We start from the raw sequence: 13,674 nt of genomic DNA, 5'->3' as shown, positions 1-13,674 counted from the left end.
ATATTTCTTACCGACAAACAAAACACGCACGATGCTAGAGAGGTGAGCCGGGTGCTGTCGCGAAATATAAAGGGGCTGGCCGCGGTAGCGGATGAGACAGCGCAGCGCCTTAAGGCTTAGCAGCGGAGGCGGGCGTCTTTTTAGATAAAGGGGGGAGGGGACAGCCCATGTAGCGACAGCATCCGGCTCAACCCTCGGGCTAGTAATCATCAAGCTCAGCCGGAGCTTTCCTCACGGGCAATAAAAAAGCCCTCACCAAAGTAAGAGCTTTTCATCGTCAAACTATCTGATTTTCGTAATCAGCTATTCACAGATAGCCGTTTTATACCTTTCCATTACTAAGGACGGGTTTATAGCGCTTCTATCACCATGGCTATACCTTGGCCGCCACCTATGCACAACGTCGCTAAGCCGTAACGGCCTTTAGTGCGTTGCAGCTCATAGATTAATTTGGTTATTAAGATCGCACCACTGGCACCGACAGGGTGGCCTAACGCCACGGCACCGCCGTTGGGGTTGGTTTTGTCGGCGGGGAAGTTTAACTCTTTGGCTACGCTGCAAGCTTGGGCGGCAAAGGCTTCGTTAGACTCAATCACGTCTAAATCGGCTACGGTTAATTCGGCACGCTGTAAGGCCAGTTTAACCGCAGGCACAGGACCTATGCCCATAATAGAAGGCTCTACGCCGGCACGGGCGTAGGAAACTACTCTGGCTATAGGCTTTAAACCCTGAGCTTCGGCGGCTGAACGCTCCATTAATACCGTCATGGCGGCAGCATCGTTAATACCTGAGGCGTTGGCGGCGGTGACGGTACCGTCTTTTTTGAAAATGGTTTTCATGGTGCTAATGCTTTCGGCAGTGGTGCCTTTGCGGGGGTGCTCATCGGTATCAAAGAAGGTGACGCCTTTGCGAGTTTTTAACTCCACCGGTACGATTTGTTCTTTGAAGTAGCCTTGCTCTATGGCGTTAATGGCGCGGCTGTGGCTGGTTTCGGCGAGTTTGTCCTGTTCTTCGCGGCTAATGGCAAACTTTTCGCTCAGATTTTCGGCGGTAACCCCCATGTGGCCAGTGCCAAAAGGGTCGTGTAGGGCGATGCTCATATCATCTTCAATCTCACTGTTGCCCATGCGTTGGCCCCAGCGATTAGATTTCATAGAGTAGGTGGCGCGGCTCATAGACTCGCAGCCGCCGGCAACTGCCGTAGTCACTTCACCGGTTTGGATTTGCTGGGTGGCGTTAACAATGGCCTCTAAACCGCTGCCGCAGAGGCGGTTAACGGTAACGGCATGAGAGGCTATATCTAAGCCGCCGCCTATGGCGACTAGGCGCGATATATAGACATCGCGGGCTTCGCTGCGTAAGACGTTGCCGACTACACAGCTTTCAACAGTATTGGCCTCTATCCCCGCACGTTTCACCGCTTCGCGTACGCATAGCGCACCTAGATCAGCAGGGGGGACATCTTTTAAACTGCCACCATAGCCGCCTATAGCAGTACGTACAGCACTTAAAAATACAACTTCACGATTTGCTTGCATGGGATTACCTTTTTATTCATAACAGCTTGTGGCTGTGTTTATGGAACCTGCTGCTCAATAGAGCGTGCATATTTTGAACACTAGTGTAGCAATATAAATGACAGCGGATTATACCTAATGGCAGACAGCATAGCAGAGGCCAAACAGGCCAACTTGCAAGGCAAAATGTTGCAAGTCTTTATAGCTAGTGGTTTATCGATTATGGTAGCGTTTGTTTGATAACAGGCAAATCAAGGATTTCTGTGGAACAGCAACTGACCATACCGGCCGCCTATATACAGGCCATGCTTAACCAAGCCGAGCAGCGGGGCATAGATCGTGCTGAGTTACTCGCTGATATAGAGCTGGATATGCAGGCGCTGCAAAGCAACCAGCCATGCTCGGCCGTGGCCTACGGCCAGTTACATCACCGCATTATTCAAACCAGCGGTGATGACTGGTTTGGCATGTTAAGCGGCGGTTTGGTGCCTACTGGGGCGCTGCGATTTATGTGCTGGGTAGCGGTGCAAACCAAAACCCTTGCTGAGGCGATAAACGAGTGTGGTCACTTCTTTGAGTTGTGCCGCGGCTTTAAAATCAAACAAAGTTATAGCGTGGAAGGCGAGTTTGCCGTGTCAAAAATGGCTAAGCTGGAGCATTTGCCGGCAGCCGAGTTTGATGCCTTGATTGCGGTTGCTGACCCCATGACCTTAAAGTCGACCTTAGCCGCCTGGCACGGTTTTCTAAGCTGGCTGATAGGCCGCGAAATCCCGCTACAAGCCATGTATTACACCTTTGCTAATCCAGGGGGTAATAAGCATTGCTACGAGGTTTATTATCAGCAAGATTTTTGTGGTTATAGTTACCCGGCAAAATTTCTAAGCATGCCGGTGATACAGCAGGCCGAAAATATAGACGAGTTTTTAGCCAAGGCCCCTTACTATGCCTTTAACCGCACGGCTCACTCTAGCGATACCGTGACGCAGCGGGTTAAATCCCTAATGGCAAAAAAGATGGGCACCGAATTACCCCAAGCTATGGAAATTGCTAGCAGCTTGCATATGTCAGTAACCAGCCTGCACCGCAAGTTGGCGCAGGAGGCTAGCAGCTTTCAAAAAATTAAAGATGAAACCCGTATGGAAGCGGCGATTTTATATTTAAACTCACCCACCATGAGCACCCAAGAGGTTGCTGCCCTAGTGGGCTTTGATGACCCCTCTACCTTTAGCCGTTCGTTTAAAAAATGGACAGGCCTGCCGCCTGGTGAATATAGGAAAAAGTTGCTTTCAGCAACAGAGGCAAGCGGCAAGCTTTAAGCTACAAGAAAAAGCGTAGGCCGTGCCTTTCTGCTTGTAGCTTGCCGCTGCCCGCAAAGGCGGAAGTTGCTTTCAGCAACAGAGCTAAGCGGTAAGCTGTAAGTTACAAGAAAACCCCTAGCTTTGTTTTTTTTACTTGTAGCTGCCCGCCAAAGCGGGCTCCCCCAATGGTTGATATTGTCATAGCCATTGCCACTATCGGCCATTGAATAGCGGCTATACTTCTTACACTCTAGATGAACGATTTATTTAAGAGGTGAGAACAGATATGAGCCACTACCAAGCTCCCCTGCGTGATATTGCGTTTGTCCAACAAGAACTATTAGAAATAGAGCAATATTTTCAAGCTACCGATTGCTGGCAAGAGATGAATGCCGAGCTAGTCGATGCGGTGTTGAATGAATCCGCTAAGTTTTGTGAAGAAGTGTTAGCGCCACTCAATGCCGTAGGTGACAGTGAAGGCTGCCAGTGGCATGAAGGTGTAGTAACCACACCTACCGGTTTTAAAGAAGCTTACCAACAATACGTAGAGGGCGGTTGGCCGGCACTGGAGGGCGATGAGGCTTTCGGAGGCCAGGCCTTTCCTAAATCTATCGCTATTGCGGTTACCGAAATGTCGGGTACCGCTAACTGGGCTTGGAGTATGTACCCGGGTTTGTCACACGGCGCTTGCCACACCATTAGCCATCACGGCAGCGATGAGCAAAAACAACAGTTTATGCCCAAGTTAGTGGATGGCAGCTGGACCGGCACTATGTGTTTAACTGAGTCGCACTGCGGCAGCGACTTGGGGCTGCTGCGCAGCAAGGCCGAGCCTAATGGCGATGGCAGCTATGCGATTAGCGGCACCAAGATTTTTATTTCTTCGGGCGAGCACGATATGGCCGAAAATATTATCCATATCGTTTTGGCGCGTTTACCGGGAGCCCCCAAGGGCACTAAAGGTATTTCTCTATTTATCGTGCCTAAATTTATCGTCGACGTTGAAGGTAATATAGGTGAGCGCAACGCCGTAAACTGTGGTTCGCTGGAGCACAAAATGGGCATACACGGTAACGCTACCTGTGTCATGAACTTCGATGGTGCTACCGGTTATCTGATAGGGGAGGCAAATCGTGGTTTAAATGCTATGTTTACCTTTATGAATACCGCAAGAATAGGTACGGCTGCACAGGGGTTGGCACATGCTGAGTGGGCCTATCAAAATTCCCTAGCTTACGCTAAAGACAGAACCCAGATGCGCTCGTTATCGGGGACTAAAGCTCCCGAAAAAGAGGCCGATCCTATTATTGTGCACGCCGATGTGCGTCGCATGTTAATGACCCAAAAAGTTTTTTCCGAAGGTGCCCGTATGCTGGTGTACTGGGTGGCACAACTTAGCGATCAAACCGTGCATCCCGCCGGTGGTGATGCTGATAAAGCGAACGAGCTACTGTCCTTATTAACCCCCATAGCGAAAGCCTTTGCCACTGAAACGGGTTTTGAATCGGCAAATTTGGGAATGCAGATTTTTGGTGGCCACGGCTACATCAAAGAATGGGGCATGGAGCAGAATGTGCGCGATAGCCGTATCTCTATGCTTTATGAGGGTACTACCGGTATACAGTCTTTGGATTTATTAGGCCGCAAAATTCTACTTAAAGCCGGTGAGCCTCTGCAGTTATTAATTACAGAAATGTCAGCTTTTTGCAAAACCCATAGCGACAACCCCGACATGGCGGAGTTTATCGCGCCGTTATCCACGCTGCTAAAAGCCTGGGGCGATAACACCATGAAAATAGGCATGGCCGCCATGCAAAATCAAGACGAGGTCAACGCTGCCTGTGTCGATTATCTTATGTATTCGGGCTATATCACCTATGCTTACTTATGGGCCAAGGCTGCAGCGGTTGCGCAGCAAAAACTGGCGTCAGGGGATGAGTTTTATCGTAACAAAATATATAGCGCCCAGTTTTACTTCCAGCGCATATTGCCGCGCACAGCGGGTTTAGAGCAAACCATGTTGTCAGGAGTGAATAATTTAATCAGCGCAGAGGTAGATCCTTTTGCGCTGTAAACTTTTTGCATAGACATCATATTAGATAATTTAAAACAAGGAATTACACATGCTTTTTGAAGGTAAAGCCATATCCGTCACCTTGGGTGACGAGGGTATTGCCCACTTGGTGTTTGATTTACAAGGTGAATCAGTTAATAAACTCAACCGCTTAACTATGGGAGAGTTAGACCAAGCCTTGACGGTATTACAAAACAGCAAAGAGGTGAAAGGTTTAATACTCAGTAGTGCTAAATCTACCTTTATCGTGGGCGCCGATATTACCGAGTTTGGCCATGTTGCCAGTCAAGGTGAAGAGGCCATCTTAGCTATGGTGGCGCAGGCTCACACTATGTTTAGTGGCTATGAAGATTTACCTTTTCCTACAGTGGCGGCCATTAATGGCATGGCCTTGGGAGGCGGTTTAGAAATGTGCCTGAGTGTGGATTACCGGGTGATGGCCGATAGCGCACAAATTGGTTTCCCTGAAGTAAAACTAGGCATCATCCCTGGCTGGGGTGGCACCGTACGTGCTTCTCGTTTATGCGGGGCTGATAACGCCATTGAGTGGACTGCCGGCGCTAAAAACTATAAAGCCCCGCAAGCCTTAGCCGTAGGTATGGTTGATGCCGTTGTGGCTGTTGAGCATGTAGATCAAGCCGCGCTAAATGTATTAAAACTGGCTATGTGTGGTGATTTTGATTACCAAAAACGCCGCGCAGAAAAAACCTCGCCACTACAGTTAGATATGATAGAAGGCGGCATGGTGTTTGAAACCTCTAAGGGCTACATCGCTCAACAAGCGGGTAAGCATTATCCTGCACCGGTGATGGCGGTCAAAACTATAGAGCGTCACGCCCGCTTAGATAGAGATGAGGCGATGGCGGTAGAGGCAAAAAACTTTGCCAAACTTTTCGCTACTGATGTGTCCCATAATTTAGTTAATGTCTTTATGGGTGATCAATACGTTTCTAAGCTAGCTAAAAAATCAGCGGCTGATGCCGGTGATGTGGCACAGGCTGCAGTATTGGGCGCGGGGATTATGGGTGGAGGCATAGCATATCAGTCTGCGTCTACCGGCACGCCCATAGTGATGAAAGATATCGCGCAAGCGGGTATCGATATGGGCTTGGCGGAAGCCAGTAAATTATTAACCGGGCAAGTCAATCGCGGCCGTGTAACGGTAGAACAAATGGCGGCCACGCTGAGTAAAATTAATCCCACCCTAAGCTATGCCGAATTAGAAAACGTCGATGTAGTGATAGAAGCGGTGGTGGAAAACCCCAAAGTTAAAATGGCGGTATTACCCGAAGCCGAAGCGACTTTGAAAAAAGGCGCGGTATTAGCCTCTAATACCTCAACTATTCCCATTTCATTATTAGCCACGTCTTTAAAGCGCCCAGAAGATTTTTGCGGTATGCACTTTTTTAATCCTGTGCACCGCATGCCTTTAGTTGAAATTATACGCGGCGAAAAAACCAGCGATGCCACCATAGCCAAAGTCACCAAATACGCCTTGGCCATGGGTAAAAAACCTATAGTCGTTAATGACTGCCCCGGGTTTTTAGTGAACCGTGTGTTGTTTGCCTATTTAGCGGGGTTTGCTGCGTTAGTTAACGAAGGTGTTGATTTTAGAGCGATAGACAAAGCGGCAGAAAACTTTGGCTGGCCTATGGGGCCTGCTTATCTTTGTGATGTGGTAGGTATAGATACCTGCGTACACGCCGGAGCAGTAATGGCCGAAGGCTTCCCCGATAGAATGTCGCACGGTTTTAAAACGGCGATAGAGGTGTTGTTAGATAATAAACGCCTAGGTGAAAAGAATAGCGTCGGTTTTTATAAGTACGAAAAAGACAAACGCGGTAAAAACAAAAAAGTTGTTGATGACACCGTATTCGATTTATTAAAAGGCCATATCGCTAGCCCTAAAGAACTTTCGGAAGAAGAGATTATGAACCGCTTAATGGTGCCCTATGCCATGGAGTCGGTGCGTTGCCTGGAAGAAAATATTGTTGCCAGCCCCACCGAATTAGATATGGCCATGGTGTATGGCGTGGGCTTCCCACCGTTTAAAGGCGGCATCATCCGCTACTTGGATAGTGTGGGCGTAGCGGCATTTTGTGAGCAAGCAAAAACTATGAGTGAATTAGGCGGCTTATACCAGCCTACAGAAAAATTACTGGCGATGGCTGCCAATGGAGAATCTTTTTATGCCTAATCATTTACGTGAAGCAGTAATCGTAGACTATGCCCGTACGGCTATGGGACGCTCTAAGGGCGGCGTGTTTCGCAATTTACGTGCTGAAAATATGTCGGCGCAGTTAGTTGATGCCTTATTGGCGCGCAACCCTAAGGTTAACCCTGAAGAAATAGAAGATGTAATTTGGGGTTGTGTAAACCAAACCAAAGAGCAGGGCTGGAACATGGCCCGCATGATGTCGCTATTAACGGTAATTCCATTTACCGCTGGTGGCCAAACTGTTAGCCGTTTATGTGGCTCTTCTATGAGCGCTATGCACACTGCGGCGCAAGCCATTATGTGTAATCAAGGTGATGTGTTTATGGTGGGTGGTGTGGAGCACATGGGCCACTTGCCTATGGACCACGGCGTAGACCCCAACCCAGCCCTCAGTAAAAAAGTTGCCAAGGCCGCGGGCATGATGGGTATTACCGCAGAATTTTTAGGGCGTATGTCGGGTATTACCCGCGAGCAGCAAGATGCCTTTGCCATGCGTTCTCATCAACTGGCTCATGCAGCGACTGAGGCGGGTAAATTCTCACATGAAATTATTCCCTTAGCGGGCCATGATGCAATGGGTGGCAATATTTTAGTGCGCCGCGATGAAACCATTAGGCCAGAAACTAATATGCAAGACTTAGCTAAATTGCGCCCTGTGTTCGATCCTAAAAATGGCACCGTAACCGCAGCCACCTCATCGCAAATTGCTGATGGCGCGGCAGCCATGATTATGATGTCAGCAGAGCGGGCTGAAGCTTTAGGTATTAAACCTATAGCCAAAATTCGCGCTATGGCTATTGCCGGCGTCAATCCTTCTATTATGGGTTATGGCCCTGTGCCTTCTACCCAAAAAGCGCTGCAACGTGCTGGTTTAACCATAGACGACATAGGCGCGGTAGAGTTAAACGAAGCCTTTGCTGCGCAATCCTTGCCCGTATTAAAAGATTTAAAACTGCTAGATTTAATGGACGAAAAAGTCAATTTACATGGCGGTGCCATTGCCTTGGGTCATCCCTTTGGCTGTTCCGGCGCGCGTATATCCGGCTCGTTATTAAATGTCATGACAGAAAAAGATGTGCAGTTTGGCCTCTCTACTATGTGCATAGGCTTGGGGCAGGGTATAAGCACCATAATCGAGCGTGTTAATTAATCGCTAGATAAAACTATTAAATATTCACAGTAAAAGATGTATGGGGTAACACAGGTCATTCGTCTATTTTAAATAGATGAATGACAACATTCACCAAAGTTTGCAAGCCATAGAAAATAACAATAGCAACACCTACGGAGAAAAAGCCATGAAGTCAGTGTTTAAGTTATGTGCACTAGCTACAGCTGTCGCGGCAGTTAATCACTCTGCCTTAGCGCAAAACCTAGTGCTAGAAGAAGTGCTAGTTACCTCACAATATCGTGCTGAAAGTTTACAAGATGTACCCGTGTCGGTTAGCGCCCTGAGTGGCGATAAAATGAACGAAGCGGGTTTGATGAAGATTGAAGATTTACAGGCCTACGTACCTAACTTCACCATGTCTGAAACCGGTATAGGCACCAATATTTATATACGGGGTATAGGCTCGGGTATTAACCAAGGTTTTGAGCAGTCCGTAGGTATGTATGTAGACGGTACCTATTATGGTCGCGCGCAACTCTCCCGGGCACCTTTTTTAGATTTGGCTAGGGTAGAGGTATTACGCGGCCCGCAAAATATTTTATACGGTAAAAATAGTATTGCTGGCGCCTTAAGCGTAATCACTAATAAACCCACAAAAGAATTTGAGGCCTCGGTGTCGGGCACTTATGAGCCAGAATTTGGCGAACAAATTTTTGATGGCGTAGTCTCTGGCCCTATTACCGATGATATATCAGCGCGCTTGGCCTATCGCAACAGGCAGCTAGATGGCTATGTAAAAAATATCGATGGAGATGACGAGCCCAATAGAGACGAAGAAACCGTACGCTTGTCTTTAGCTTGGGATATCACTAGCGATTTAGATGCGGTTTTAAAGTTTGAGCATGGGAGATTTGACGTAAAAGGTAGGCAGATAGAAATTGCCGGCGATGAAGCTTCCCTTAACCCTGCATTAGCGGGCGCTAATTGGAGTGATATTTTATATTCACTTAATGCAGGCACTGATACTGTGCCTAATAGCGTACGAGATATTAGCCAAAACGCTAAGCGCTCATCTAACGGTGATTTTAGTGAAAACACTACCGACAACGTCACTTTAACCTTTAATTACGCAGTTAATGATTACACCTTAACTTCTATTACCAGTCATTTAGAATACGATTACGATGAGCTTTGCGATTGTGACTTTACCAGCGCTGATTTATTTTTTGTGCGCTCTAAAGAAGAGTTTAAACAATTCAGCCAAGAGTTTCGTATTGTTTCACCAGTTGGCGAAACAATAGAGTGGATAGCGGGTGTTTATTATCAAGATAGCAGTTTAGATTTTGAAGATGCCTTTATGGTGACGCCTGACTCAGATTTACCTAATTTGTTAGAGGGTATATTACCTACGGCTTTTTCAGCCGATGGTGGCGCTACCACGGTGTATAACACCGGTGCTGCGCAACAGTTACGCGGTATTTCAGTGCCACGATACTTTGATCAAGACACCGAAGTGATCTCTACTTTTTTACAAGGTACGTGGAATATAGAGAGCAACGTGCGTTTAACCTTAGGCGGCCGTTACTCCTATGAAGAGAAAGAAGCCACTCGTGTGCTAACGGTTAAAGATAGTGATGGCAACACCGTTCCCTATGATGAATTGTTCATACCCAATACCTCTATGGGCATAGATTACTTGCTCGGTGCAGTATTTAAGGTTGCCCGTAATGACTTGGCAGGCAAGCGTGAAGTAGAAAAGTTCGCACCTTTAGTGACCTTTGAAGTGGATATTAGTGACGATGTTTTAAGCTATGCCACTTGGACTCGTGGTTTTAAATCAGGTGGTTACGATGTGCGCTCTAATGCCCCCCCCCAAGCCACTACTATTGTTAACCCTATCAGCTCTGCATTAGATGTTGTCGTGCCTACTGGTGCCTTCGAATACGCAGAAGAAGAGGCAGAAACGTTAGAAATAGGTTTTAAAACTAGTTTGGCCGATGGTGCAGCTGAATTAAATGTCGCTTATTTCTATACCCAATACGATGACTTGCAGGTGAGCATATACGACGGTGTATTAGGCTTTAATGTCGGTAATGCCGCAGAAGCGGTATCGCTAGGTTTAGAGTTAGATGGCCGCTGGCGTTTAAGTGAAGCACTAACCTTGAGCGGTTCATTAGCCTGGTTGGATTTTGAGTTTAAAGACTATCTCAATGGCCAGTGTACGCAGCGTGAACGTATCACTACCGGTGAAAGTGAGTGCGATTTTAACGGTAACACTAATCAATACGTGGCTAATTGGTCGGGTGCTATTGCCGCTGATTATGTAATTGATGTGAGTGATAGGCTGCAACTGCGTACCACCATCGATGTGTTATTCACTACCGATTACAATCCTTCGCAAAATGTAGACCCAAATATAGAGCAGGATGGTTATCAAAAACTGAATGCCCGTGTCGCCTTAGGTGATAACGAAGCGGGTTGGGAAGTGGCCTTAGTGGGTAAAAACTTAACCGACGAAGAAACCATTAGCTATGCCAACGATACCCCCTTAGCTGCCAATCTTACCCAGAGCATAGGTTATTACACATTGGTAGATCCGGGCAGAACAATTGCCATACAAGGTCAGTACCGCTTTTAACAGATGTTGGAGTCATACCATGTATTATATGAAACAAACAACGCTAGCCCCCCTGTCTGTTAAACGATGGGCACAATTAATTACCATTAGCAGTGCACTGGCTTTGGCCGCCTGCGGAGATAGCTCTAAGAATACCCAAAATTCGGTGAACCCTGCCGATAATGAAACGCCAAGCTCGCGGGTGAGTTTTAAACCTGCCGATGGTATTTTGCCCTTGCCTAGTGATTTATTATTTTCAGGCACTAGTGATGGCACCTTAGAAATGCCCGACGAAGTCGCTGGCCGTGCAGCGGGTGGCGCGGACTACACCGACCCAGCAGTTGCGCTGGGAGCCTTGGATGGCTGGTCTACCCAAATGCCTATTATTGTTAATTTTGACATGGCGGCGGGTACCACCTTAGATGCCAGCTCTATTAACGGCAAAGTGCGTATGTTTTTGGTGTACAAAAGCAATGGCGCAACGTGTAACGGCAACCCAACGACGATACCTGCGGGTTTGCCCTGTGCGCCTACCGGCACGGAGTTAACGTTTGGTGTTGATTTTGTGACTGTTGCTGGCGACGCTAAACTCACCGTATTACCCTTAACGCCTTTGAGTCCCAGTAGCACTTATGTAGTGGCTTTTATTAGTGGTATTAGTGATTCCGATGGCAATGAGGTTAAAGCCTCGGCTACGTATCAATTACTCAAAGATACCGAAGAAGATTTATCGGGTAATGCCTCCTTGGCTAGCTTGCAAGGGGTGATCAATATCTATGAAGGTATGATCGCAGCCGCTACCGGTGGCGCAGTTGACAGTGATAATTTAATTTATTCTATGGCCCTGTCTACGCAGTCGGTAGGTAATGAGATGGGCGCGATTAAATCTTTACTGGCTTTATCGCCGCCTGCATTAACTGTGGCTGATAGCGGCATGACGGTGAGAACCGTTCTTACTGGGTCACTGGGTTCAGACCCTGGCGCAGCCTTTGATACCGCGCAATATTATACTGGCACGATTACCTTGCCTTATTACTTGGCGATACCTACAGGCTCTAACCCGACAGCACCTATCAATACGCCCTGGAAAGCCCTTTGTGATAACGGTTTGCTGATTGCCGCCGGCGCTACTGGTACGGCAGGGGCTAACGATGCTACCTGTAATGCCTTGAGTGGCGGTGCCTTGCGTGATTATGGCTTGGATAGTGATAGGCATATTACGCAATATAACTTTATCCCCGAGGCGCGTACTGCCGATGTTATTGATGTGCAAATGACTATACCCACTAGTGGCTCCTGTTCAGCGCCCTATAAGGTGGCGATATTACAGCATGGCATTACCTCTACTAAAGAGGCTATGTTACTAATGACCGCTGCCTTATCAGCACCACCGGTGTGTTTTGCAACGGTCGCTATAGATCACCCCTTACATGGCAGTCGTGGTTTTGATTTAGGTGCCCCCGCCGGTGATGAAATCAATGCCTCTACGGTTTCCGGCACCCATTATATGAACTTAGGGGCCTTGCTAGTTGCTAGAGATAACTTAAAACAAAGCATGGCAGATATGTTGGGCTTGCGTCGCGGCTTAGAAAGTGTGACAGGTGCCAGCATCGATCATGATAATGTGTTTGTGGTTGGTTTATCTTTAGGCGGTATTAGCTCGGTAGGTTTTGCTACGGTTGCTAACGCTTCGGTGGATGCCACTTTTAATGTGAAAAATATTTCCATACACAGTGCCGGTGGTGGTATTGCAGCCTTCTTAAATGAGTCCGCGGGCTTTGGTCCCTTAGTGCAGTCTTCGGTAATTGCTGGCGCGGGTGGCGACTTAGCTGATGAGTTGGTGGCGTTTATGGCTAGCCCTGCTTCTGGTTGTACGGGCTTTACTGCAGGCACGGAGGTTTATACCTCTTGCCAATACAACGCCTTCTTAACGCAATTAACGGTAAATGGTGAAGCTACTAAGTTAGCGGAGATTCAATCAACCATGGCTTCTTTTGTGTTTGCCGCACAAACCGTAGTTGACTCTGCAGATCCCAACAACTTCGCTGCGGGCTTAGTGGCTACCGCCACGCCAGTGCACTTAACTGAGATTGTCGGTGACGGCGGCAGTAACCTATCGGATAGGGTAATACCCAACCAAACCACCGCGGTACCCTTTGGTGGTACTGAGCCTTTGGCGGCCTTGTTAGGCTTAAACGGTGTTGATACCACGACTGCTGGCAGTGCCTTGGTGCGCTTTACCAAGGGTAAGCATGGTTCTTTGCTAGATCCAACAGCTTCTGCGGAAGCACCTAGTGGCGCAGCTAACTTAGCCGTGACTACTGAAATACAAACACAGGTGGCAAACTTTGTGGCGGCACCAAGTGTGGTAGTCGTTACCGACGACACTTATATAGCTCCGGGTGATTAAGCTCAGCTATAATGACAATCTTTTAAAATTTTAAAAAACCCCAGCTTAAGCTGGGGTTTTTGCATAAACTGCTGTAATTAATTGCCAAAGAGAGCGCACATCATGGCCACCGCCTTAGCCCGACACATACTCGTTAAAACCCAAGAAGAAGCCGAACAGCTAAAAAAACGCATCGCTAAAGGTGACGACTTTGGCAAGTTGGCTAAAAAACACTCTTTGTGTAAGTCCGGCAGGCGCTCGGGTGACTTGGGCGAGGTGAAACCGGGGCAAATGGTAAAGGTGATAGACCAAGTTATTTTTAAACAGCCTATACTGACTGTGCATGGGCCTATTAAAACCCAGTTTGGTTTCCATTTAGTGCAGGTGGTTTATAGGGATTAAACATTAGCGCTAGCTAGTGTAGCAGCTATCCATTGTCTGCTTTAATGG

Annotated in this window: 8 protein-coding genes; 7 read left to right on the top strand and 1 reads right to left on the bottom strand. The window is 47.6% G+C overall.

Annotated elements, in window-relative coordinates; all coding sequences use genetic code 11:
* Positions 1 to 350: 350 nt before the first annotated feature.
* Positions 351 to 1,538, bottom strand: coding sequence for a beta-ketothiolase BktB (bktB, locus tag B067_RS0105835; protein WP_019529131.1), 1,188 nt, complete (start codon positions 1,536 to 1,538; stop codon positions 351 to 353).
* A 242-nt stretch (positions 1,539 to 1,780) separates the two neighbouring features.
* Between bktB and B067_RS0105825 the strand changes: the two genes are divergently transcribed.
* The 7 genes from B067_RS0105825 (at position 1,781) to B067_RS0105790 (ending at position 13,626) form a co-directional block, all read left to right on the top strand.
* Positions 1,781 to 2,833 carry an AraC family transcriptional regulator gene (locus B067_RS0105825; protein WP_019529129.1) on the top strand — a complete coding sequence of 351 codons (1,053 nt, stop codon included), beginning with the start codon at positions 1,781 to 1,783 and terminating at the stop codon, positions 2,831 to 2,833.
* A 268-nt stretch (positions 2,834 to 3,101) separates the two neighbouring features.
* Positions 3,102 to 4,889 (top strand): acyl-CoA dehydrogenase C-terminal domain-containing protein, encoded by a 1,788-nt coding sequence (locus B067_RS0105815; RefSeq protein WP_019529127.1) that lies wholly within the window; start codon positions 3,102 to 3,104, stop codon positions 4,887 to 4,889.
* A 49-nt stretch (positions 4,890 to 4,938) separates the two neighbouring features.
* The gene (fadB, locus tag B067_RS0105810) at positions 4,939 to 7,086 is read left to right on the top strand and encodes a fatty acid oxidation complex subunit alpha FadB (RefSeq protein WP_019529126.1); all 2,148 of its coding nucleotides are present in this window, start codon (positions 4,939 to 4,941) and stop codon (positions 7,084 to 7,086) included.
* Positions 7,079 to 8,257, top strand: coding sequence for an acetyl-CoA C-acyltransferase FadA (gene fadA / locus B067_RS0105805; protein WP_019529125.1), 1,179 nt, complete (start codon positions 7,079 to 7,081; stop codon positions 8,255 to 8,257). The genes fadB and fadA overlap by 8 nt, the downstream gene beginning before the upstream one ends.
* A gap of 76 nt (positions 8,258 to 8,333) precedes the next feature.
* Positions 8,334 to 10,856: a TonB-dependent receptor gene (locus tag B067_RS0105800; RefSeq protein ID WP_019529124.1), complete on the top strand. Its 2,523-nt coding sequence runs from the start codon at positions 8,334 to 8,336 to the stop codon at positions 10,854 to 10,856.
* Between the two features lie 19 nt (positions 10,857 to 10,875).
* Positions 10,876 to 13,245 (top strand): VolA/Pla-1 family phospholipase, encoded by a 2,370-nt coding sequence (locus tag B067_RS0105795; RefSeq protein WP_051083827.1) that lies wholly within the window; start codon positions 10,876 to 10,878, stop codon positions 13,243 to 13,245.
* Between the two features lie 102 nt (positions 13,246 to 13,347).
* The gene (locus B067_RS0105790; RefSeq protein ID WP_019529122.1) at positions 13,348 to 13,626 is read left to right on the top strand and encodes a peptidylprolyl isomerase; all 279 of its coding nucleotides are present in this window, start codon (positions 13,348 to 13,350) and stop codon (positions 13,624 to 13,626) included.
* Positions 13,627 to 13,674: the final 48 nt, after the last annotated feature.

The organism is Dasania marina DSM 21967, assembly GCF_000373485.1.
Classification (GTDB): Bacteria; Pseudomonadota; Gammaproteobacteria; order Pseudomonadales; family Dasaniaceae; genus Dasania; species Dasania marina.
The sequence above is the reverse complement of the archived record's forward strand: the minus strand, read 5'-3'. Positions and strand labels throughout refer to the sequence as shown.